General features: G+C 70.8%; 18 protein-coding genes and 3 pseudogenes. 14 read left to right on the forward strand and 7 right to left on the reverse strand.

Going from position 1 to position 21,275, the window contains the following annotated elements; translation table 11 throughout:
• Positions 1-72: 72 nt before the first annotated feature.
• Positions 73-837 (forward strand): annotated as a pseudogene (locus ACGFIV_RS35470) (MFS transporter); the annotation flags it as partial.
• Here the strand turns inward: ACGFIV_RS35470 and ACGFIV_RS35475 are convergent.
• Positions 746-1,189, reverse strand: a complete 444-nt coding sequence (locus tag ACGFIV_RS35475) for an ArsI/CadI family heavy metal resistance metalloenzyme (protein ID WP_358556448.1) — start codon at positions 1,187-1,189, stop codon at positions 746-748. The pseudogene ACGFIV_RS35470 and the gene ACGFIV_RS35475 sit on opposite strands and share 92 nt — an antisense overlap.
• A 118-nt stretch (positions 1,190-1,307) precedes the next feature.
• Between ACGFIV_RS35475 and ACGFIV_RS35480 the strand changes: the two genes are divergently transcribed.
• The 8 genes from ACGFIV_RS35480 (at position 1,308) to ACGFIV_RS35515 (ending at position 7,778) form a co-directional block, all read left to right on the forward strand.
• Positions 1,308-1,691, forward strand: a complete 384-nt coding sequence (locus ACGFIV_RS35480; protein WP_358556445.1) for a metalloregulator ArsR/SmtB family transcription factor — start codon at positions 1,308-1,310, stop codon at positions 1,689-1,691.
• Positions 1,688-2,818, forward strand: coding sequence for an ACR3 family arsenite efflux transporter (gene arsB, locus ACGFIV_RS35485; RefSeq protein WP_358556442.1), 1,131 nt, complete (start codon positions 1,688-1,690; stop codon positions 2,816-2,818). Before ACGFIV_RS35480 ends, arsB begins: the two co-directional genes overlap by 4 nt.
• 107 nt (positions 2,819-2,925) lie before the next feature.
• Entirely contained in the window at positions 2,926-3,351 is a 426-nt protein-coding gene (locus ACGFIV_RS35490) for an arsenate reductase ArsC (protein ID WP_358556440.1), read from the forward strand.
• Positions 3,352-3,523: 172 nt separating this feature from the next.
• Positions 3,524-3,973, forward strand: coding sequence for a helix-turn-helix transcriptional regulator (locus ACGFIV_RS35495; RefSeq protein ID WP_358556499.1), 450 nt, complete (start codon positions 3,524-3,526; stop codon positions 3,971-3,973).
• A gap of 235 nt (positions 3,974-4,208) precedes the next feature.
• The gene (locus ACGFIV_RS35500; RefSeq protein ID WP_358556437.1) at positions 4,209-4,565 is read left to right on the forward strand and encodes a VOC family protein; all 357 of its coding nucleotides are present in this window, start codon (positions 4,209-4,211) and stop codon (positions 4,563-4,565) included.
• Between the two features lie 67 nt (positions 4,566-4,632).
• Positions 4,633-4,794, forward strand: a complete 162-nt coding sequence (locus tag ACGFIV_RS35505; protein WP_358556434.1) for a hypothetical protein — start codon at positions 4,633-4,635, stop codon at positions 4,792-4,794.
• Positions 4,791-7,178 carry an excinuclease ABC subunit UvrA gene (locus ACGFIV_RS35510; RefSeq protein WP_358556431.1) on the forward strand — a complete coding sequence of 796 codons (2,388 nt, stop codon included), beginning with the start codon at positions 4,791-4,793 and terminating at the stop codon, positions 7,176-7,178. The genes ACGFIV_RS35505 and ACGFIV_RS35510 overlap by 4 nt, the downstream gene beginning before the upstream one ends.
• A 189-nt stretch (positions 7,179-7,367) precedes the next feature.
• Positions 7,368-7,778: a VOC family protein gene (locus ACGFIV_RS35515; RefSeq protein WP_392839426.1), complete on the forward strand. Its 411-nt coding sequence runs from the start codon at positions 7,368-7,370 to the stop codon at positions 7,776-7,778.
• A 73-nt stretch (positions 7,779-7,851) separates the two neighbouring features.
• Here ACGFIV_RS35515 and ACGFIV_RS35520 read toward each other — a convergent pair whose 3' ends face one another.
• Positions 7,852-8,469 (reverse strand): DinB family protein, encoded by a 618-nt coding sequence (locus tag ACGFIV_RS35520; RefSeq protein WP_358559927.1) that lies wholly within the window; start codon positions 8,467-8,469, stop codon positions 7,852-7,854.
• A 62-nt stretch (positions 8,470-8,531) separates the two neighbouring features.
• Here ACGFIV_RS35520 and ACGFIV_RS35525 point away from each other — a divergent pair, with 62 nt between their 5' ends.
• The 3 genes and pseudogenes from ACGFIV_RS35525 (at position 8,532) to ACGFIV_RS35535 (ending at position 11,525) form a co-directional block, all read left to right on the forward strand.
• Positions 8,532-9,542, forward strand: a complete 1,011-nt coding sequence (locus tag ACGFIV_RS35525) for a WYL domain-containing protein (protein ID WP_358559929.1) — start codon at positions 8,532-8,534, stop codon at positions 9,540-9,542.
• A gap of 250 nt (positions 9,543-9,792) precedes the next feature.
• Positions 9,793-10,492, forward strand: a pseudogene (locus ACGFIV_RS35530) (DUF4158 domain-containing protein).
• 469 nt (positions 10,493-10,961) lie between these two features.
• Entirely contained in the window at positions 10,962-11,525 is a 564-nt protein-coding gene (locus ACGFIV_RS35535; RefSeq protein ID WP_358559931.1) for a dihydrofolate reductase family protein, read from the forward strand.
• Positions 11,526-11,803: 278 nt separating this feature from the next.
• On the opposite strand, the gene ACGFIV_RS35540 is transcribed toward ACGFIV_RS35535, so the two are convergent.
• On the reverse strand, positions 11,804-12,880 hold the full coding sequence (locus tag ACGFIV_RS35540) for an RNA polymerase subunit sigma-70 (protein WP_358559933.1): 1,077 nt from the start codon (positions 12,878-12,880) through the stop codon (positions 11,804-11,806).
• 200 nt (positions 12,881-13,080) lie between these two features.
• Here ACGFIV_RS35540 and ACGFIV_RS35545 point away from each other — a divergent pair, with 200 nt between their 5' ends.
• Both ACGFIV_RS35545 and ACGFIV_RS35550 read left to right on the forward strand, forming a co-directional pair.
• On the forward strand, positions 13,081-13,248 hold the full coding sequence (locus tag ACGFIV_RS35545; protein WP_392839429.1) for a hypothetical protein: 168 nt from the start codon (positions 13,081-13,083) through the stop codon (positions 13,246-13,248).
• A 76-nt stretch (positions 13,249-13,324) separates the two neighbouring features.
• A pseudogene (locus ACGFIV_RS35550) lies at positions 13,325-13,570 on the forward strand (response regulator transcription factor); the annotation flags it as partial.
• Between the two features lie 54 nt (positions 13,571-13,624).
• On the opposite strand, the gene ACGFIV_RS35555 reads toward ACGFIV_RS35550, so the two are convergent.
• The 4 genes from ACGFIV_RS35555 to ACGFIV_RS35570 all read right to left on the reverse strand — a co-directional run.
• Entirely contained in the window at positions 13,625-19,090 is a 5,466-nt protein-coding gene (locus ACGFIV_RS35555) for a carboxyl transferase domain-containing protein (RefSeq protein ID WP_392839431.1), read from the reverse strand.
• Positions 19,091-19,286: 196 nt separating this feature from the next.
• Positions 19,287-20,234 carry a ribokinase gene (locus ACGFIV_RS35560; RefSeq protein ID WP_358561779.1) on the reverse strand — a complete coding sequence of 316 codons (948 nt, stop codon included), beginning with the start codon at positions 20,232-20,234 and terminating at the stop codon, positions 19,287-19,289.
• Positions 20,235-20,330: 96 nt separating this feature from the next.
• Complete coding sequence (locus ACGFIV_RS35565) at positions 20,331-21,209, reverse strand: aldehyde dehydrogenase family protein (protein WP_392839433.1); 879 nt, start codon at positions 21,207-21,209, stop codon at positions 20,331-20,333.
• A partial coding sequence (locus ACGFIV_RS35570; RefSeq protein ID WP_392839436.1) for an aldehyde dehydrogenase family protein occupies positions 21,181-21,275 on the reverse strand: 95 nt, incomplete at its 5' end. The genes ACGFIV_RS35570 and ACGFIV_RS35565, both read right to left, overlap by 29 nt.

Below are 21,275 nucleotides of genomic sequence, written 5' to 3' on the forward strand. Positions count from 1 at the left end.
GTGGTGGTTTAGTTTGTTTTTTATCTCCCCCCCCCCGCCGTCGCGGGGGGGGGCGCGGCCGCCCCGCCCCCCCCCCCCGCCCCCCCGGCCCCCCGCCGCCCGCGGCTCCGGCCCGGCGACCTGCTCGAAGGGTGGCGGTACATCCTGACCCACCCGGCCCTGCGTCTCCTGTTCTTCAACACGGTGTTGGTCAACGGCCTGATCCTTGCGACCTCGCCACTGCTCGCCGTCCTCATGCTCAGCGACCTCGGGTTCGCGCCGTGGCAGTACGGCCTCGCGTTCGGCCTGCCCTGCGTCGGCGGCATCATCGGCTCACGGCTGGCCCGCCCGCTCGTCGCACGGTTCGGGCGGCACAAGGTCATGCTCGCCGCCGGGGCACTGCGCGCGTGCTGGTCGCTCGGGCTGGCCTTCATCCGGCCCGGCGTGGCCGGGCTCGTGCTCGTCATGGCCGTCGAGTTCGGACTGATCACCTGCATGGGAGTGTTCAGCCCGGTGTTCGCCACCTACCGGCTCGACCAGACGGCGACGGACCGGATCGCCCGCACCCTTTCAGCGTGGTCGGTCACCAGCAAGGCGACCGTCGCGGTCATGACCGGGCTGTGGGGCCTGCTGGCCGGCATCACCGGCCCCCGCGCCGCGATCGCCGTCGCCGGTCTTCTCATGCTGATCACCCCCTTCCTGCTTCCCCGGCGCGACCACACGCCGCACCACGGGCGAGATCCGGCCCGTCTTGTCGTCTCCGGCTTCAGCACCCGTGGGCCGGGCCGCAGGCGCACGCGGCCGCGGGGTCCTGATCGGCGGCCGCGGACTTGCCGAGGGTGTCGGCGTCGGCCTTGACCACGTAGACCTCCCATGGCTCGGCGCCGGGTCCGCGGACCCACACCTTGTCCTGCAGGGCGTAGCAGCAGGACGTGTCGTTCTCGGTGAAGGTGGCCAGCCCGGCGTCGGTGAGCCGCCGGGTCGCGGCGGTGACCTGGTCGCCGTCCTCGACTTCGACGCCCAGGTGATCCATGCGGGTCTCCTGGCCCTCCTCGCCCTCAAGCAGGACCAGCTTCAACGGAGGCTCGGCGATGGCGAAGTTGGCGTAGCCGGGGCGGCGCTTGGCCGGCGCGACGCCGAACAGCTTGGAGTAGAAGGCGATCGAGCCTTCCAGGTCGGAGACGCGCAGGGCGAGCTGTACGCGGGACATGGTGATCCTCCACGGGTGCGAGCGGGCGGTGGCCGTCACCGCCCTTGTTTAGATGAACATCTATTCAGCGGGTCTCCCCAGCTTGCGCTACTGCTTAGAAATCTGTCAACTTAGAGGTATGTCGAAACAACTGCTGCCGGTCCTCGAAGCGGCCGGGACCGGCCAGGCCGGGCAGGCGTGCTGCGCGCCTTTGGTGTGCGAGCCGCTGAGCGGCACCGAGGCCGCGGAGCTGGCACCGTTGTTCAAGGCGATCGCCGATCCGGTGCGGCTGCGCCTGCTGTCGCTGATCGCCTGCCACGAGGGCGGCGAGGCGTGCGTGTGCGACCTGACCGGCGCCTTCGACCTCACCGGGCCGACCATCAGCCACCATCTGAAGGTGCTGCGCCAAGCGGGGCTGATCGACTGCGAGCGGCGCGGCACGTGGGTGTACTACTGGGCGAACCCGGGCGTGCTGGAGCGGCTGTCGGCGATCCTGGGGCCGCGCGTCACGGCGATGGCGTGACCGGCACCCGCCAAACCGCCGCCACCGACGCGACGGAGGTGGTCGGCCGGTTGCCGACGCTGGATCGGCTGCTGCCGGTGTGGATCGCCGCCGCGATGGCGATCGGGCTGGTGGCCGGCCGGGCGGTCCCCGGCCTGGGACCGGCCCTGGACGCCGTGCGGGTCGATGGCATCTCGCTGCCGATCGCGCTCGGCCTGCTGGTGATGATGTATCCGGTGCTGGCCAAGGTCCGCTATGACCGGCTGGAGACGGTGACCGGTGACCGGCGGCTGCTCCTCACCTCGCTGGTGCTCAACTGGGTGGCCGGCCCGGCGCTGATGTTCGCCCTGGCGTGGATCTTCCTGCCGGACCTGCCCGCCTACCGCACCGGCCTGATCATCGTCGGGCTGGCCCGGTGCATCGCCATGGTCGTCATCTGGAACGACCTGGCGTGCGGGGACCGGGAGGCCGCCGCCGTCCTGGTCGCGCTCAACAGCGTCTTCCAGGTGGTCGCGTTCGCGGTGCTCGGCTGGTTCTACCTCGACCTGCTGCCGGGCCGGCTCGGCTTGTCCACCGCCGCGCTGGACATCTCCAGTTGGGACATCGCCCGCTCGGTGCTGATCTTCCTGGGCATCCCGCTGGCCGCCGGGTACCTCACCCGCCGTCTGGGGGAGAGGGCCAAAGGCCGGCCATGGTACGAGACCCGGTTCCTGCCGAAGATCGGCCCGGCCGCGTTGTGGGGACTGCTGTTCACCATCGTGATCCTGTTCGCCCTGCAAGGTGACGCCATCACCTCCAAGCCGCTGGACGTGGCCCGGATCGCGCTGCCGTTGCTGGCCTACTTCGCGCTCATGTGGGCGGGCGCCTTCACCCTGGGACGCCTGGTCGGCCTCGCTTACGAGCGCACCGCGACGCTGGCGTTCACCGCCGCCGGGAACAACTTCGAGCTGTCCATCGCGGTGGCGATCGCCACCTTCGGCGTCACCTCCGGCCAAGCCCTGGCCGGCGTGGTCGGCCCGCTGATCGAGGTCCCCGTCCTGGTCGCCCTCGTCTACGTCTCCCTCGCGCTGCGCCGGCGGCTCGCCGGCCGCGCGCCACGCCGGGACCCTCGCCCCAGCGACCGTCGCCGAGCCGGTGCACGACTCTGATGACCCGCTCAGCCACGGCGCCCGAGGCCGCCCCCATCTGCCCACCCCTGGCCGCCGTCTCACCGCCGACCGGCTACGCGCCGCCGTCTTGATCCAAAGGAGCACTCGTGTCCGACCTCCCCGAGGTGCTGTTCGTCTGCGTCCACAACGCCGGACGCTCCCAAATGGCCGCCGCCCTGCTCGACCACCACGCCGGCGGCAGGGTCACCGTTCGCTCGGCCGGATCCGCGCCCGCCCAGGCCATCAACCCGGCCGTCATCGCCGTCATGAACGAACTCGGCCTGGACCTCACCAAAGCGTTCCCCAAACCCCTCACCACCGACGCCGTCCAAGCCGCCGACGTGGTCATCACCATGGGCTGTGGCGACGCCTGCCCGATCTTCCCCGGCAAGCGCTACCTGGACTGGCAGCTCGATGACCCGGCCGGGCAGGGCGTTGAGCGGGTGCGCCTCATCCGCGACGAGATCGACACCCGGGTACGGGCGCTGCTCGCCGAACTGGTCCCCGTCCCAGCGGACGAGAACGGTGCCTGACCTGCCGTGGATTGACCACTGATGAGACGTGTTAGCGTGGGGCAAGTGGGCGGAAACCTCAGGCTTTGAGCAGGTCAAGGACGTGAGCGGAGCAGGCCGGGCCAGGGACGGGGAGTCGGGCGGGACGCCGGCGGCGCAGGGCGACTCCGGCGCGACCGGGGCGATCTCGCAGGTGGCCGGCAGCCCCGCCGCGGCGCAGCGCCTGCGTGACCTCGCACGGCTGCGGCGCGTCCGCGACCGGATCGACCGGGAGTACGCGCAGCCGCTGGACGTCGAGGCGCTCGCCCGCGGCGCGCACATGTCGGCCGGGCACCTCAGCCGTGAGTTCCGGCTCGCCTACGGTGAGTCGCCGTACAGGTATCTGATGACGCGGCGCATCGAGCGCGCGATGGCGCTGCTGCGTCGTGGCGACCTCAGCGTCACCGAGGTCTGTTTCGCGGTCGGCTGCTCGTCGCTGGGCACCTTCAGCACGCGCTTCACCGAGCTGGTCGGCGTGCCGCCCAGCACCTACCGGCGCCACGCGACCCGCGCGACGGAGGGGATCCCGTCGTGCGTCGCCAAACAGGTGACAAGACCGATCAGGAATCGAGAAGCGCAGGTCAACGAGCCGCAACTAGCCTGAACCACCATGCACATCACCTTTCATCCGCACACCGACCCGGACGCCTCCCATGCCTTCCATCGCGATCGCCCGGAGACGGCCCCGGTGATCCTCCTTTTCTCGCGGGCTGGGCCCGGTTAAGACGAACGGCCAACGGCGAAACCGCGACCCGGGGCGAAAGGGCCGTCGATTCGCGACCCCCCGTTCGCCCTCAAGCCAGACAATCCCGACCAGACCCACGACTTCAGGAGTGACCATGACCGGCTCTTCCACCCAGGGAATCAAGACCGTGCTGCATCCCGTTTCCGACCTGGCGACGGCCAAGGCGGTGTACGCCGCCCTGCTCGGCATAGCGCCGCAGTTCGACGGGTCCTACTACGTCGGCTTCGAGGCCGAGGGCCAGCACATCGGGCTGGTGCCGGCCGGTGGACCGCAGAGCATGACCTCACCGGTGGCCTACTGGCACGTGCCGGACATCGAGGCGAAGCTGGCCGAGGTGACCGCTGCCGGGGCCACCGTGAAGGAACCCGCGCACGACGTCGGTGGCGGCAGGCTGGTGGCCACCGTCACCGACCCCGATGGCAACGTCCTCGGGCTGCTTCAGGACCGATGAGTGCCGGCCCCGCTCCCGCGCCCAGCGTCGTCACGACACCGAGCATCGCCACACCCGCGACGCGTCCATGATCGACGCGCCGCCGCAGGAGCGGGGTGACCGGTTCGCCGCGCGCACCGGCTTCGAGGACGTCCCGACATACCACTCGAAGCTGGTCAAGATCGAGCCGGTCGACGCAGATGAAAACCGCGATGGCGGCCCGCCCAAGAAGATGATGGAGACACAATGAGCATGGCCACGAGGACGGACCCGCGGTCGCCTGCGCCGCACGTCGCCGACAGCCGCGATCTGATCCGGGTGCAGGGCGCGCGGGTCAACAACCTCAAGGACGTCAGCGTCGAGATCCCGAAGCGCCGCCTGACGGTGTTCACCGGGGTCTCCGGCTCGGGCAAGAGCTCGCTGGTGTTCGGCACGATCGCCGCGGAGTCGCAGCGGCTGATCAACGAGACCTACAGCGCCTTCGTGCAGGGCTTCATGCCGACGCTGGCGCGGCCGGAGGTCGACCTGCTGGAGGGGCTGACCACGGCGATCATCGTCGACCAGCAGCGGATGGGCGCCGACCCCCGCTCCACGGTCGGCACCGCCACCGACGCCAACGCGATGCTGCGGATCGTCTTCAGCCGGCTCGGGCAGCCGCACATCGGCTCGCCCAACGCCTTCTCCTTCAACGTCGCCTCGGTCCGAGCGAGCGGTGCGATCACGGTCGAACGCGGTGACGGCAAGACCGTGAAACAGACCTTCACCCGCACCGGAGGCATGTGCCCGCGCTGCGAAGGCCGGGGCTCGGTCACCGACCTCGACCTGTCTCAGCTGTACGACGACAGCAAGTCGCTCAACGAGGGCGCGCTCACGATCCCCGGCTACACCGTCGACGGCTGGTACGGCCGCATCTTCACCGGCTCCGGCTTCCTCGACCCGGACAAGCCGATCCGCAAGTACACCAAGACAGAGCTCCACGACTTGCTTCACAAAGAGCCGACCAAGATCAAGGTCGACAACATCAACCTGACGTACGAAGGTCTGATCCCGAGAATCCAGAAGTCGTTCCTGTCCAAGGACGTCGACGCGCTGCAGCCGCACGTCCGCGCCTTCGTGGAGCGGGCGGTGACGTTCACCGCCTGCCCCGACTGCGGGGGCACCCGGCTCAGCGAGGCGGCTCGATCGTCGAAGATCAACGGGATCAACATCGCCGACGCCTGCGCGATGCAGATCAGCGACCTCGCCGAGTGGGTGCGGGGTCTGGACGAACCGTCGGTCGCGCCGCTGCTGGCGACGCTGCGGCACACCCTCGACTCGTTCGTCGAGATCGGGCTCGGCTACCTCAGCCTCGACCGCCCCTCGGGCACGCTGTCGGGCGGCGAGGCGCAGCGCGTCAAGATGATCCGCCACCTCGGCTCCTCGCTCACCGACGTCACCTACGTCTTCGACGAGCCCACCATCGGGCTGCACCCGCATGACATCCAGCGGATGAACGACCTGCTGCTGCGGCTGCGGGACAAGGGCAACACGGTGCTCGTCGTGGAGCACAAGCCGGAGACGATCGCGATCGCCGACCACGTCGTCGACCTCGGCCCCGGCGCCGGCACGGGGGGCGGCACCGTGTGCTTCGAGGGCACCGTCGAAGGGCTGCGGGCCGGCGGCACCCTCACCGGCCGCCACTTCGACGACCGGGCCGCGTTGAAGAAGTCCGTGCGCAAGCCCACCGGCGCGCTGGAGATCCGCGGCGCGACCGCGAACAACCTGCGGAACGTCGACGTCGACGTCCCGCTCGGGGTGCTGGTGGTCGTCACCGGCGTCGCCGGGTCCGGCAAGAGCTCGCTCGTGCGCGGGTCGATCCCCGCCGGCGCGGGGGTGGTGTCGGTCGACCAGGGCGCGATCCGCGGCTCGCGACGGAGCAACCCGGCGACCTACACCGGACTGCTCGACCCGATCCGCAAGGCGTTCGCGAAGGCCAACGGCGTGAAGCCGGCGCTGTTCAGCGCCAACTCCGAGGGCGCCTGCCCCACCTGCAACGGCGCCGGCGTCATCTACACCGACCTGGCGATGATGGCCGGCGTCGCCACCGTCTGCGAGGAGTGCGAGGGGAAGCGGTTCCTGGCATCGGTGCTGGACTACCACTTCGGCGGCCGTGACATCAGCGAGGTGCTCGCGATGTCGGTGACCGAGGCCGAGGAGTTCTTCGGCGCCGGCGAGGCGCGCACACCGGCCGCGCACGCGATCCTGCACCGGCTCGCCGACGTCGGGCTCGGCTACCTCAGCCTCGGCCAGCCCCTCACGACGCTGTCCGGCGGCGAGCGGCAGCGGCTCAAGCTGGCCACGCACATGGCCGAGAAGGGCGGCGTCTACGTCCTCGACGAGCCGACCACCGGCCTCCACCTCGCCGACGTCGAGCAGTTGCTCGGCCTGCTCGACCGGCTCGTCGAGTCCGGCAAGTCGGTCATCGTCATCGAGCACCACCAGGCGGTCATGGCGCACGCCGACTGGATCATCGACCTCGGCCCCGGCGCCGGCCACGACGGCGGCCAGATCGTCTTCGAGGGCACCCCCGCCGACCTCGTCGCCGGCCGCTCCACCCTCACCGGCGAGCACCTGGCGGCCTACGTCGGCACCTGACCCCTCGCGTTCTCTCATCTGTTTCGACTCGTCCCACGGGGGACGGGAGCTGACGAGCCGGCACCTTGTGACGCGGCGCCACGGGACCCTCGCGACGGCGGGGGTCCCGTGGCGCGCCGCCGAACAGGTGACCAGACCGATCAGGAATCGAGAAGCGCAGGTCACCGAGCCACTACTAGCCTGACCAGCATGGACATCACCATTCACCAGACCTTCCTTCCGCACACCGACCCGGACGCCTCCCTGGCCTTCTATCGCGACACCCTCGGCTTCGAGGTCCGCAACGATGTCGGATACGGCGGGATGCGCTGGATCACGGTCGGACCCGCCGACCAGCCCAGCACGTCGATCGTCCTGGAGCCGCCGGCCGCCGACCCCGGCCTCACCGAGGAGGAGCGCCGGACCATCGCCGAGATGATGGCGAAGGGCAGCTACGTCCGCATCGTCCTGGCGACCGCCGACCTCGACGGCGCCTTCGCGCGGCTGGAGGCCAGCGGCGCCGAGGTCGTCCAGGAGCCGACCGAGCAGCCGTACGGGATCCGTGACTGCGCCTTCCGCGACCCCGCGGGCAACCTGATCCGCATCAACGAGCTGCGCTGAACGGTCGCCCGGACAGGGGCCGCTTTGGGAAGCCGGCCCTGGTCCTGGCCGTGCCGGTCCCGGAGCGCACCCGTCAGGTTGATCTCTGCCCGTCGAGCGTCTCGCGCAGGATGTCGGCGTGCCCCGCGTGCTGGGCGGTCTCGGCGATGACGTGCAACAGCACCCGGCGCACGCTGCGCACCGCTCCCGGCTCGTGCCAGGGCGCCTCCGGCAGCGGGTGCGTGGCCGACAGATCGGGGACGGCGGCGACGATCTCCTCGCTGCGGGCGGCGACCTGTTCGTAGCGCGCGAGGATCCCGGCCGGCGTGTCGCCGGGCAACATCAGGAAGTCGTTCTGGTGGTCGATCGCCCACTGCGGGACCTCGCGTGCGGTACCGGCCGCGAGGTCGGCCCAGGTGACACCGTCGGGCAGGTCGTAGCGCATCGCCGACGGGCCCTCGGCCACGAAGCGCATCCACCCTTCCTCGATGGAGGCGACGTGCTTGATCAGCCCGCCCAGGCACAGCGCGCTGACCGTAGGGCGCTCGGCGAGTCGCTCGTCGCTGAGCCCGCGGATGGTATTGGTCAGGGCGGATCGAACGGTCGCCAGCTCGGCGAGCAGCTCGCCTCGCTCGGCGTCGAGCGTTGAGGCAGGCGTGGTCGTGGCGCTCACGGTGATCGGGCCCTTCCAGTCGTTCTCGTTGTCTGGCACACGACGAGAATCACAGGGAAAGCGGCCAGGATGTGGCCGCTTCTCAGGGCAATATCGGAGTCATGCCGAAGACTTCCGCGCGACTGCTGTCGTTGCTCTCGCTGCTCCAGGTGCGCCGGGACTGGCCGGGGGCGCTGCTGGCCGAGCGGCTGGACATCAGCCCGCGCACCGTGCGCCGCGATGTCGACCGCCTGCGCGAGCTCGGCTATCCCATAGTGGCCTTCAAGGGGCCCGACGGTGGATACCGGCTCGACGCGGGTACGGAGCTGCCCCCGTTGCTGTTCGACGACGAGCAGGCCGTAGCTCTGGCCATCGCGCTCCAGATGGCCGCCACCGCCGGTGCCGGCGTCGAGGAAGCCGCGGCGCGCGCGCTGAACACCGTCCGGCAGGTCATGCCCGCACGGCTGCGCCGCCGGATCGACACCCTCCAGGTCACCGCGGTCGAGCGCCCCGCGATCCGGCCGGACCCACAGGTCGGCGGCAGCGTGCTCGCGGCTCTCGGCGCCGCCGTCCACGCCCGTGAGGTGCTGCGCTTCGAGTACGCTCCCGCGTCCCCGCCGGGGGTGGACGACGGCGTGCGGACCCCGCCCCGCCGGGTGGAGCCCCATCACCTCGTCGCCTGGGGCGGACGCTGGTACCTGGTCGCCTGGGACCTCGACCGCGACGACTGGCGCACCTTCCGCGCCGATCGGATCACCCCGCGCACCCCTGCGGGGCCCCGCTTCACCCCGCGTGAGCTGCCCGGAGGTGAGGTGGCCGCCTTCGTGGCCGGCAGGTTCCGGGGCTCCAACGGCTCTGCCGACTGGCCCTGCCGCGGCGAGGTGATCCTCGACCTCCCCGCCGCCGCGGTGTCCCGCTACACCCGCGACGGACTGGTCGAGGAGCTCGGTCCGGACCGCTGCCGGCTCGTCCTGGGCTCGTGGTCATGGACCGGCCTGGCCGCCACCATCGGCAGGTTCGACGCCGGCATCGAGGTCGTCGGCCCGGCCGAGCTCAAGGACGCCTTCGCGCGCCTGGCCCGCCGCTACGCCGACGCCGCGGGCGAGGGCCCCGCCAAGCCCTCAAGCCACTGAGGGGAGACGGGTCCAACGATCATGGAGTGAGGGAAGATCGGCCGTCGTCGCGGAGGGGCCTCGACTACTGCCTCATGATGAGCTTGCGTGCCATGGTGTCGACGCCGATGCTGGTCTGGAAGTCGTAGTTGCTGAGCTTCACCGCGTCGAGGTCCCGGTAGTACTCGCCGAAAATCGGGCGGATATGGCTGGGTAGGCTTCTGAGCTGGGAATCTGTGGGCCTGGCGGGAGGTCTTTCTTGGCGACGCAGGTGTTCGCGGACGAGGAGCTGAAGCGCCTGCGGGGGTTCCCGGAGATTGGCAGGGACGAGCTAGCGAGGTTCTTCACCCTGACTCCGGCGGATGTCGCGTTCGTCGATCCCGGTCGGGGCCGTGGTCCGGCGGACCGGCTCGGCTTGGCCGTGGCGTTATGTACCGTGGCTGGGGTTCGTGCCGGACAAGGTGCTTTCGGCCCCGCCGGTGGCGGTGGCCAGGCTGGCCGAGCAGCTCGGCGTCGACCCGGCCGGGCTGCGCTCGTACGGGCGGCGGGCGAAGACGCGGACCGAGCATTTGCGGCTGGTGGCGAAGTATCTGGGGTGGCGGCTGCCGACCACGCTGGAGCTCAAGGAACTAGACGAGTTCCTGCTCGCCAGGGCGATGGAACACGACTCGCCGACCCTGCTGTTCCGGCTCGGGTGCGAGTACCTGATCTCGGCACGCGTGATCCGTCCGGGACCGGTGACCGTGGTCGAGCGGGTCGCCCACGCCCGCGCCGAGGCGCAGCGGGAGACGTTCGACCGGCTGGCGCACGAGTTCACCGAGGCACGGTGCGCCGCGCTGGACGGGCTGCTGATCACCGATCCGGAGATCCGCATGACCCGTCTGCGGTGGCTGGCCACCGGCCCGATGGAGGCGTCCCCGGCCGCGGTGAAGGCCGAGGTCGCCAAGCCGCGTCGGCGCTGGGAGAGGTAGGTACTCGCGGATCTTGCCGGGCACGTGCGGCCGCTGGTCGCCGAGCGAGATGCCCAGCGTCGGGAACCGGTTGGCGATCTCCAGCGCGGTGAGAGGGCCTGACCGGCGCTGTAGCTGTGTGACCAGGCGTTCGGGGACCCAGATCGCTCACACTCCTGCTCGCGCAGCGAGCGCGTCGAGCGCTACCGCAACGCCTCTGCGAAAGTAGACAGCCTCTGTTGCAGGTGGCCGTGGAAGGCATTCCCGTCCGGGCAGACGGCAGCAGCGGTCGGGGAGAGCCGGCCCTGGGTGCGCCGCTGCCCGTACGAGGGTGAAGTCGAGATCCGGTGGGCAGTGTTCGAGCCCAGCCGAGTACGCCGTGCCGAGTCCGGAACGCGAGGACTACCTGCGGACGCAGATCGCGCACCGATTAGGTTTCCGCGCCGTGCCCGTCTGTACGTGTGAGATCGACTCACGAAAGGCTGGCACGATGCGGAAACTGATCTTCGGCATGAACCTGAGCCTGGACGGCTACATCGCCGCGCCCGGCGACGACCTCGGCTGGAGCGAACCGAGCGACGAGCTGTTCCAGTGGTGGTCCGACCGGGTGGACGCGACCGGCCTGGCGCTGTACGGGCGCAAGCTGTGGGAGGGGATGAGCTCCCACTGGCCGACCGCCGACCAGCAGCCCGGCGCCACCCCGGCGGAGATCGAGTTCGCGCGCCGCTGGCGGGACATGCCGAAGGTGGTGTTCTCCTCGACGATCGACAAGGTCGACTGGAACACCCGCCTGGTCACCGGCGACGCGGTCGCCGAGATCACCAGGCTCAAGGCCGAAGACGGCGGCCCCATGGACATCTGCGGCGCCACACTTGCCGCAGCGGCCATGCGGGCCGGGCTGATCGACGAGTACGTGCTGGTCACCCACCCGGTTCTGGTGGGCGGCGGCACGCCGTTCTTTACGGCCCTGGACAGCTGGGTGAACCTGAACCTGGTGGAGACGCGGACGTTTCCCGGCGGCGTGGTGCTGACCCGATACGAGACGAGGCGATGAGCACGGGCCAGATGCTCGGCTCGTGAGGCCAGGTCCTGGGCTCGTGAGGCCAGGTCGAAATCCTTCCTGGCGTGCTCACCGTGACCCTCGGCTGTGAGGGAACCTTCCCCGGGCCCCTTTTTGCGTTCCGAGTGAGCTGTTGACCGACTTGCTGGAGATGAGGGCGACGGCGTCGTTGATCGTGACGATGTTCTTCGGGCATGAAGATGCCCCGCCGGCAACGCCGGCGGGGCGGTGGTGTTCGCGTTGTCGCGGTGGTGTTCAGCTGGTCGGGGTGCTCATTCCGCGGTGACTTCGGTGACGGCGGCCCGTGCGCTGGACTCGTCGACGATGGGGCCTTTGTCTGATGACAGTGTCGGGGGCAGGCCCAGCCATGGTTTGTCGGTGGCGTCGAATCCGGTGAGCTCGGTGATCTTCCCGTCGATGATGTGCAGGACCGCGATGGTAAATAGCCGGTACTCCGGGTCGTCGGGGGTGCGGAGGTACAGCACGGCGGCAGGCATGCGGTTGACCGTCGTGGTGATACAACGCCAGTCGTCGTGGCCGCGCTGGAAGAGCCCACCGGAGACCCAGCCGTCCACCGCGTCCTTGGCCGTGATGACCGAGGTGCCCGGCTCGGGCAGCATCGCGAAGCGCAGGTCGTCGCGCAGCAGGGACATCAGCCCGTCCAGGTCGTTGCGCTCATGGGCGTCGATATACGACTTCACCACGCCGCGCTCGTCATTCGACAGCTCGTGGGTGGCGGGGCTCCGCCAGTCGAGGCGGCGGTCGGGCAGCTGCTCGCGCATCGTCACACGGGCCCGCTGCAGTGCGCTGGTCACCGATGCGATGGTCAGCTCGAGGGCGTCGGCGGCCTTCGACGCCGGCCAGCCGAGGACGTCGCGCAGGATGAACACCGCCCGCTGCCGCGGCGGCAGGTGCTGGACGGCGACGATGAACGCCAGCTCGATCGTCTCCCGCGCCACCACCGATTCCTGCGGGTCCTCGGGGAGCATCCGGTCGGGGTAGGGCTGCAGGTACAGCACCTCGGAGCCGGGGTCCGGCAGCTCGGACGGTACGGGGGTGCGGTCGTTGCGCTTCTCCAGGAAGTCGAGGCAGGCGTTCGTCGCGATTCGGTACAGCCAGGTCCGCAGGGCCGCGTGGCCCTTGAACGACTCCCGCTTGTTCCACGCTCGCAGGAACGTCTCCTGCGTCAGGTCCTGGGCGTCCTCGTAGTTCGCGAGCATCCGGTAGCAGTGCACCTGCAGCTCACGCCGGTGGCGCTCCGTGATGAGTGCGAACCGCGCCGTGTCGCCTGAGCGGACCGCCGCGAGGAACGTGGCTTCGTCGGCGCCCAGCGGTCTGGTGTCGGTCATGGTCATCAATCCTTCCACCGGTGCGAAAACTAACAGAACTGACGACGTGGCGGAGGATTTCTGATCGGTGAAGCCGCTGACACCGGGCCGTTCGCCAGGCCGGATGGGTCGGGGGTCGATCCAGGGAACGTGCTCCGGGTCGGGCACACCTCGATGTCGAGGTGGGGCCGGGCGAGGACGGCGCCACCGAAGCCGACCTGATGAACCTCTCTGGCCACGAAGACCGCCGCACCCTCCAGCGCTACCTCAAGCCCAGCAAAGAAGGCACCCACCGTCGCCTCGACGGGCTCGACGCCCAGCGAGGGGCCTGGACACCCAACGCCGACGAACTCACCGCCCGCATGACCAGCAACCGCGACAGCACCTAAACCCGATCTTTGCTGGTCAGCCATATCCGCCCGATTTTCGACGAGTACTACGGGGACCCCGACCACGGCCACGGCGCTGGAGGCACTGACCGAGCGCGAGCGCGAGGTGCCGGCGCTCGTCGCCCGCGGCCTGTCCAACGCGGAGATCGCCGCGCGCATCTACGTGACGGAGGGCACCGTCAAGACGCACGTCAGCCGTGTCCTGGCCAAGCTGGGGCTGCGCGACCGGGTGCAAGCGGTGGTGTACTCCTACGAGTCCGGCCTGGCACGTGCCGGCCTCGGTTTTCCCCCGGGCGACCAGGACCGGCCCGTCACGAGATGAGCGGGAGGGTGTGGCGGGCCGGTGGCCGGCGTGCTGCCGCGTCCGCCGGCGCTGTCAGGACAGGCGGGACTCGATGGCCTCGATGATCCGGGGGCGCAGTTCCGCGGCGCGGATGACGGCGTCGACGGAGCCGACCTCGACCGCGCGCTGGATGTTGTGCACGCGGTCGAACTCCGTGGCCACCTCGCCGAGCTTCTCCGCCCGCACCGACGAGCGGAGCTCGTCGAGCTCCGCGCTCAGCACGGCGCGGTCGGCGCCGGAGGCGGCCGCGACGCGGGCCTCCAGGTCTCGCACGCGCGGGTCGGCCGCGGTGCGGGCGCTGACGTCGCCGGAGAACACCACCGCGGCGGCGGGGGCGCCGCCGAGGACCGAGGCGAACGAGCCTTCCAGCGCGAGCACGGTCATGTTCGGGTTCAGCGCCTTGGAGAACACCACGAACGCGCCGCCGTGGTACCGCGAGATCACGCAGAACACAATGGGCCCGCGGAAGTTCACGATCGCGCGGCCGATCTCGGCTCCGTACTCCAGCTGCAGCTTCCGCATCGATTCCGGCGAGCCGTCGAAACCCGACAGGTTCGCCAGCACCACCAGCGGCCGGTTGCCGCTGGCCGTGTTGATCGCCCGGGCGGCCTTCTTCGAGGACCGGGGGAACAGCGTGCCCGCGGTGTAGGTGTCCGGGCCGTCGGTGGGCGGGAAGCCGCGCCGCGGAACCGCCTGTGACTCGATGCCGAGCAGGCACACCGGCATGCCGCCGAGATGCACGTCCCGAACCACCGCGGTCTCCGCGTCGGCCATGCCCGCCCAGCGTTCCAGCACCGGGTGGTCCTGGTCGGAAAGCGCCCGCATCACGGTCCGGATGTCGAACGGCTTCTTGCGGTCCGGGTTGGCCTCGGCGGAGAAGATCTCGCCGACGGTGGTGAAGTCGCTGCCCGCCATGGCATGCGGGAAGTCGGAGATGTCGCGGTCGACGGGGTCGCTCGTCGTCGCCCGCCGGGGCGCCTGTTCGCCGGGTGCGACGTAGGTGTGGTCGTAGTGCGACATCAGCACCTCCCGGGCGGCGGCCAGGTTCGGCGCCCAGTACTGCGCCTGCCCGTTCGGGCCCATCACCCGGTCGTAGCCGCCGATGCCGAAGTTGTCCTCGGCCGACACCCCACCGGAGAAGTCGAGCGACTGCTTGCCGGTGAGCACCATCGCCGAGTCCGGCGTCATCACCAGGATGCCCTTGGTGTGCATGAGCATCGTCGCCTCGGCGTTCCAGTACGGCTGCGCGCCGACGTTGATGCCCGCGACCACGATGTTGATCTCGCCGCCGTCCTGGGTGAACTCGACGATCCGCTTGAGCGCCGCGGCCACCCAGTCCATGTTCTCCGTGCCGGACTCCATGGAGATCCGGGCGCCGGAGGACAGCGCGTACCACTCCAGCGGCACCCGCATCCGCTCGGCCAGGTCGAGCGCGGCGATCACCCGGCGGCACTCCGGCTCTGACACCGCGCCGAGCGATTTCGTCGGGTCGCCGAGCAGCACGACCCTGGTGACGCCCTGCGGGTGCCGCAGGGTCGGCGTGGTGACCACGCCCGCGACGATCGCCGCGGTGTTGCGCCCCTTGGGCCGGTCGACCGGAACCAGCGCGTGGTCGTCGTCGAGGTCGTGCTCGGCGAAGTCGCCGAGCAGCCCGGTCAGCTCGTACGGATACACCGTGTTGCGGCCGCTCGCGCGCAGCACCTTCTGCCGGTAGTCGTCGACCGGTTCGACCGGGTCGGCCGACGGCTCGCCGATGGTCAGCTCGGTGCCGCCGGTGGCGTCGAAGGAGATGCGCACGGCGATCTTGGTCAGCTCGCCGGTCTTCCGGTCACGCTGCCGCGCGATCAAAAGGATCTCCTCCAGCCCGGCTCCCGCGCTCGTCGGCAGCACGCGCCCGGCGATCATCTCCAGCTCCGCGCGGGTGAGGTCGCTCGGCGGCCAGATGTAGAGCACGATCCGGTTGGTGGTGAGGCGCTTCTTCGACGGCCGCCGCGACTGCGCGCGGCGGATCGAGTCGAGGCAGGTGGCGATGGTGTCCTCGGCCGTCGGCAGCGCGACGAGCCTGCCGTCGTGCTCACGCAGCTCGGTCAGGTCGCGCACCTGCGCGAACGCGACGAGGCGGTCGTCCGACGGGTTCTCCCGCGCCACGCACTGGAAAAGGTAGACCTCCTCGTCCGACGACGGCAGGCGGGTGAGGTCGAACCTGTTCAGCCGCTCCAGCTGCATCCGCTGCGCGATGTACGGGTGCAGGCCGCGGATCAGCCGCTCCTCGGTCATCCCCGTGGTCGACGGGCGGAACGTGAAGTGCTGGTGCATCACCGCGCCGCCGCTGCCCGCGACGGTGGCGGTGAGTCTGCGGACCTGGTCCGGCAGCGGGTGCGCCCTGATGACCTCGTGCAACGCGGCCGCCATGGCGTCGGAGTCCTCCGGCTGCCGCTCCCAGGCGAGATAGATGTCGGCGTCGATGGCCTCCTCGCCGCGCGCCAGCTCCGCGAGCCCGCGCAGCGCGCTGCCCAGCGCTGTGAAGCTCACAGCGGAGGAGACCACGCGCGAGCCCGCGCGCTCGGCGACCACGAACGTGCAGCCCGCGACCTGGCTGGTGCGGACGCCGGTGAGACCCTTGTTGCCGTAGTAGCGCCGGGTCAGCACCTCCAGCATGATCGAGTCGTCCAGGTCGTCGCGGTTGAGCCGCTGGCCGAGCAGCCGCACCAGCGGCTCGGTGCTGCGCACCATCTCGGCGATCCGCTCGGCGCGGTCCGGAGCGTCCGGGTGGGCGTCCAGGTGACGCAGGTGCTTGCGGACGTCGGCGTAGACGCGGGCGCGGTTGCGGCGCAGCAGCGGCTGGCCGAACCAGGCGAACACCACGCCGCGCGCGAGGTCTGCGACCACCGGGAAGCGGACCTGGGTGGCGGAGACCAGCCGCTCCAGCGCGAGACCGGCGGGCTCGCGCAGCGTCTCGTCCGGCGGCGGCTCGCGCAGCCACGCGCGCAGCAACGTCGTGACGACCGTGGCGTCGGCGGACGCGCGTTGCTGGGCGAGGAAGATCCGGAACACCGCGGCTTCGAGCTCGGGGGAGTGCTCCAGCCCGGTGACGCCATAGTGCCCGAGCGCCTTGGCGAGCTTGGACTGGAACGCCTCCGGCAGCCCGGCCCGCTCGACGTCGAGGCTCTGCAGGTAGGTGTGGAAGTACTCGCGGGCGCTGTGCACGTGACCGTCACCGCCGCCGTCCTCTCCCGCCGGGCGGTTGCGGCTCAGCTCGGCGAGGTCGGCGAACAGCGCGACGAGTTCGACTTCCTCGGCCAGCGGCCGGAGGCCTTCCTCGGTGGCAGCCCGTCGGGCGGCGAGGTAGTCGTCGAGCACCCGGCGTTCGTCGTGCGGGTCGACGTCGAAGCCCAGCAGCAGGCTGCGCAGGTCCTCCTGGCCGCGCGTGGCGCGCTCCCGCGCCGGGATCCTCCCGGGCGCGGCGGGCAGGTCCAGCTCGACGGACCCGGCGGCCGAGGTGTCCTCGGCTTCGGCGTCGTCGCCGGCGAGCGGCTCCAGCCGAAGCAGCGGCGCACCGGTCTCCACCTGGCTGCCCACGGACACGACGCATTCCTTAAGGCGCGCCCTGAACGGCGCCCGCAGCACCGTCTCCATCTTCATGCTCTCCAGCACGAGCACCGGCGCGCCCGCCTCCACCTCGGCGCCGGCCTTCAGCGGCGTGGCGACGACCAGCGCGGGAGCGGGCGAGCGGACGACGCCGCCCTCGTCGCGGCTGACCCGGTGCGTCACGCCGTCCACCTCGACCAGGTGGATCGGCCCGTGTGTGCCGGTGAGCAGGCGGTACCGGGTGCCGTTGACGATGATCTGCCCGGTGTGCCGGTCGAAGCGGTCGAGCTCGACTTCGGCGGTGCGGACGTCGTCACCCGCTTGGACGCCGACGCGGAACCGGTGCGCTCCGACCCGTGCGACGCGCACGCGGTAGCCGACGCCACGCAGCTTGAGGTCCAGCGGCCGGCCGCTCTCGTGCCGCACCTGCGGACGCCCGCCGGACGCGGTCGACAGCAGCCGCTGCCGCTCGACGCGTTCCTCCTCCTCGTACGCCTCGATGGCGGCGGCCGCCAGCGCGACGGCGGAGTGCCGGTGCGAGACGAGCCTGCCCTCGCCGCGGACGCGGTCGATCCAGCCGGTGTCCGCACTGGCGTCGATCACTTCGGGCTGGTCGAGCAGGTCGAGCACGAAGCTCTTGTTCGTCGCGCCGCCTTCGATGATCACCGTGGTCTGCGCCATCGCCCGGCGTAGCCTGCCGAGTGCCTCGTCACGGTCGCGGCCATAGGCGATGATCTTCGCGATCATCGAGTCGAAGGCGGCGGGGATGGTGTCGCCCTCGCTGACGCCGGTGTCCACGCGGATGCCCGGCCCGGCGGGCAGGTCCAGCCGCACGATGCGGCCCGGAGAGGGCGCGAAGTCGCGGTCGGGGTCCTCGGCGTTCAGCCGGGCCTCGATGGCGTGCCCGCGCTCCGCCGGCGGCGCGCCTTGGAGCCTGCCGCCGGATGCCACCCGAAGCTGCGCCTTGACCAGGTCGAACCCGGTGGTGGACTCGGTGATCGGGTGCTCGACCTGCAGGCGGGTGTTGACCTCGAGGAACGCGAACCGCTTGTCACCGGGGTGGTAGAGGAACTCGACGGTGGCCGCGCCGCGGTACCCGACCGCGACGGCCAGGCGTTCGGCCGACGCCTTGAGCTCGGCGGTCTGCACGGGGCTGAGCACCGGCGACGCCGACTCCTCGATGACCTTCTGGTTGCGCCGCTGCACCGAGCAGTCGCGGACGCCGAGCGCCCACGCGGTGCCCTCGCCGTCAGCGATCACCTGGACCTCGACGTGCCGGGCACCGGTGATCAGGCGCTCCAGGAACACGATGCCGCTGCCGAACGCCCGCGCGGCCTCCTGGCTGGTGCGCTCGTAGGCGTCGGCGAGCTCGGCGTCGTTCGTGATCACGCGGATGCCGCGCCCGCCGCCGCCCGCGGTCGCCTTCAGCATCAGCGGGTAGCCGATCTCGGCCGCCGCCGCCAGGGCGGCGTCCAGGGTTTCGACCGCACCGCGGCTCCATGGCGCGACCGGGACGCCGACCTCCTCGGCGATCAGCTTCGCGCCGATCTTGTCGCCGAGCTTGCGCATGGCCTCCGCGCTCGGTCCGACGAAGGTGACTCCGACGTTCTCGCACAGCTCCGCGAACGACGGGTCCTCCGCGACGAATCCCCAGCCGACCCACGCCGCGTCGGCCCCGGTCTCCACGAGCGCGCGCTCCAGCGCCTTCAGGTCGAGGTACGGGCGCGCGGACGCGGGGCCGAGGTCGTAGGACAGGTCCGCTTCGCGGACGAAGGTGGCCGTGCGGTCGACGTCGGTGTGCAGGGCGACGGTCTCGATCCGGGTCCCGGTCTCCGCGGCGAGTTCCCGTACTGCGTTGATGAGCCGCATGGCGGCCTCACCACGGTTGACGATGGCGACACGACTGAACACCGACCGAGCCCTCCTGTAGACCAATGATGTGCGCGCCGCGACACGTCCGCCCCCGGCATTGTTCACCTTTCCCTGTACCGGCTGGTAGCGGCATGTCGCAGACAGCGCAGGCTACGCGCCTCCAGTTGTGGGAAACGACCAAAAGCCGTCGGCGGTCCTCGCCTGACCGGTCGGATGCGAGCGGGGTGGCGGAGGCTCAGGAGACGTGGTCCAAGATGGGGTCGGCACTGGTCAGCAGCGTCTCGACGGCGGCTCGGCCGGGGAGCGAAGGGCTGGCCCCGGCACGGGTGGTGGCGAGCGCGCCCGCGGCCATGCCGTGCCTGATCGCGGTGCCGTCGTCCAGCCCGGCGGCGAGTGCGGCACCGAAGAAGCCGGTGAAGGCGTCGCCCGCGGCCGTCGTGTCGACGGGCGTCACCGGGTAGGCGGGGAAATGGCGGGTTCGTGCGGTGGTGACCGACAGGGCGCCGCCCGAACCGAGGGTGATGAGGGCGTGCCGGACGCCGCGTTCGAGGAACCAGGACGCCGCCCGCCCTGCGGACTCCAGGTCGGTGACCGGGATCCCGGTCAGCGCGCCGGCCTCGCTCTCGTTCGGCGTGACGACGTCGACGTGCCGCCACACGTCCTCCGGAAGCTCCTGCGCGGGGGCCGGATCGAGCACGACCGTCAGCCCGGCGGCCGCCCCCGCCTTCGCCGCGTGGCAGGTGACCTGCGTGGGGATCTCCAGTTGGAGCAGGAGCACGCTGACCGCGTCCCGGACGGCCCGGATGCTGTCGTCGACCAGCCCGGTGCCGAGGGAGGCGTTGGCCAGAGGGGTGATGACGATGTCGTTCTCGCCGGAGGCGTCGACGCGGATGTGCGCGACGCCGGTGCGGCCTTCGACCGTGCGGATCTGCGTCAGTGTGACGCCGTGAGACCGCAGGCCGGTCATGACGATGTCGCGGAACGGATCTTGTCCCACGCAACCGGCGAGCCATGTGGGAGACCCGGCGCGAGCGGCGGCGACGGCCTGGTTGGCGCCCTTGCCGCCGAGGACGAGGGTGCAGTCGTCGCCGAGCACGGTCTCGCCGCGGCGTGGGAGCCGCCGGCTGAACGCCGTGACATCCGCGGTGATGCTCCCGACGACGAGCACGCCATTGGGTTTCATGCGATCTTCTCCAGCCAGATTGCTAAGGGTGCGACCGGTGGGGTCCCGGGCCGCTCTCGATGCCGGACGGCCGTCCGGCCGTCTCGCCGCCCGAGATCAGACGCCGGTGGGGTGCCAGACGGTCTTGGTCTCCATGAAGGCGGCCATCCGGCCGGTTCCCGGGTCGGTGGTCCAGTCGGTGGCGGCCGGGCGCAGCACGCGTTTGAGGTTTCCGGCGGCGGCCCGCTCGCAGGCGACGGTCAGCTCGGCGGGCGCGCCGGCGAGGTCGAGGGCGTTGACGTCCATGTGCGAGGCGAGCCAGGGGGCCAGCTCTGAACGGCTCCCGGTGAGGATGTTGACGACGCCGCCCGGGAGGTCGGAGGTGGCCAGCACCTCGGCCAGGGTGATGGACGGCAGCGGAGCCTCCTCGGGTGCCACGACCACGCAGGTGTTGCCGCTGACGATCACCGGGGCGATCACCGAGACCAGGGCGAGCAGCGGGCCCGATGGCGCGATCACCGCGACGACGCCGGTCGGCTCGGTGGTGGACAGGTTGAAGTACGGCCCAGCGACGGGGTTGGCCGAACCCAGGATCGAGGCGATCTTGTCGGCCCAGCCCGCGTACCAGACCCAGAGGTCGATCGCGGCGTCCACCTCGGCCGTGGCGGCGGCGGGGGGCGTTCCCGCCGCGCCGAGTTCCGTGATGAACTGGTGCCGCCGGCCCTCCAGCATCTCCGCGATCCGGTACATGATCTGGCCTCTGCCGTGTGCCGTGGCTCCGGACCAGCCTGCGAAGGCCTTGCGGGCGGCGGACACCGCGTCGCGGGCGTCCTTGCGGGAGGCGCGGGAGGCGTTGGCGAGGAAGTCGCCCTCCGGGCCGGTCACGACATACGACCTGCCGGACTCCGAACGGGGAAAGGCGCCCCCGATGAACAGCTTGTAGGTCTTGCGCACGGTAAGTCGCCGATCAGACATCGAGATACGCCTCCAGTCCATGCCGTCCGCCTTCGCGGCCGTATCCGGACTCCTTGTAGCCGCCGAACGGCGACGTGGGGTCGAAGC

The organism is Sphaerisporangium sp. NPDC049003 (assembly GCF_043197795.1).
Lineage (GTDB): Bacteria > Actinomycetota > Actinomycetes > Streptosporangiales > Streptosporangiaceae > Sphaerisporangium.

Excerpts from the sequence above, each read along its gene's own strand:
- ACGFIV_RS35475 (WP_358556448.1), bottom strand. The coding sequence starts at position 1,189 with ATGTCCCGCGTACAGCTCGCCCTGCGCGTCTCCGACCTGGAAGGCTCG.
- ACGFIV_RS35480 (WP_358556445.1), top strand. The coding sequence starts at position 1,308 with ATGTCGAAACAACTGCTGCCGGTCCTCGAAGCGGCCGGGACCGGCCAG.
- ACGFIV_RS35500 (WP_358556437.1), top strand. The coding sequence starts at position 4,209 with ATGACCGGCTCTTCCACCCAGGGAATCAAGACCGTGCTGCATCCCGTT.
- ACGFIV_RS35505 (WP_358556434.1), top strand. The coding sequence starts at position 4,633 with ATGATCGACGCGCCGCCGCAGGAGCGGGGTGACCGGTTCGCCGCGCGC.
- ACGFIV_RS35510 (WP_358556431.1), top strand. The coding sequence starts at position 4,791 with ATGAGCATGGCCACGAGGACGGACCCGCGGTCGCCTGCGCCGCACGTC.
- ACGFIV_RS35515 (WP_392839426.1), top strand. The coding sequence starts at position 7,368 with ATGGACATCACCATTCACCAGACCTTCCTTCCGCACACCGACCCGGAC.
- ACGFIV_RS35525 (WP_358559929.1), top strand. The coding sequence starts at position 8,532 with ATGCCGAAGACTTCCGCGCGACTGCTGTCGTTGCTCTCGCTGCTCCAG.
- ACGFIV_RS35535 (WP_358559931.1), top strand. The coding sequence starts at position 10,962 with ATGCGGAAACTGATCTTCGGCATGAACCTGAGCCTGGACGGCTACATC.
- ACGFIV_RS35540 (WP_358559933.1), bottom strand. The coding sequence starts at position 12,880 with ATGACCGACACCAGACCGCTGGGCGCCGACGAAGCCACGTTCCTCGCG.
- ACGFIV_RS35545 (WP_392839429.1), top strand. The coding sequence starts at position 13,081 with ATGAACCTCTCTGGCCACGAAGACCGCCGCACCCTCCAGCGCTACCTC.
- ACGFIV_RS35560 (WP_358561779.1), bottom strand. The coding sequence starts at position 20,234 with ATGAAACCCAATGGCGTGCTCGTCGTCGGGAGCATCACCGCGGATGTC.
- ACGFIV_RS35565 (WP_392839433.1), bottom strand. The coding sequence starts at position 21,209 with ATGGACTGGAGGCGTATCTCGATGTCTGATCGGCGACTTACCGTGCGC.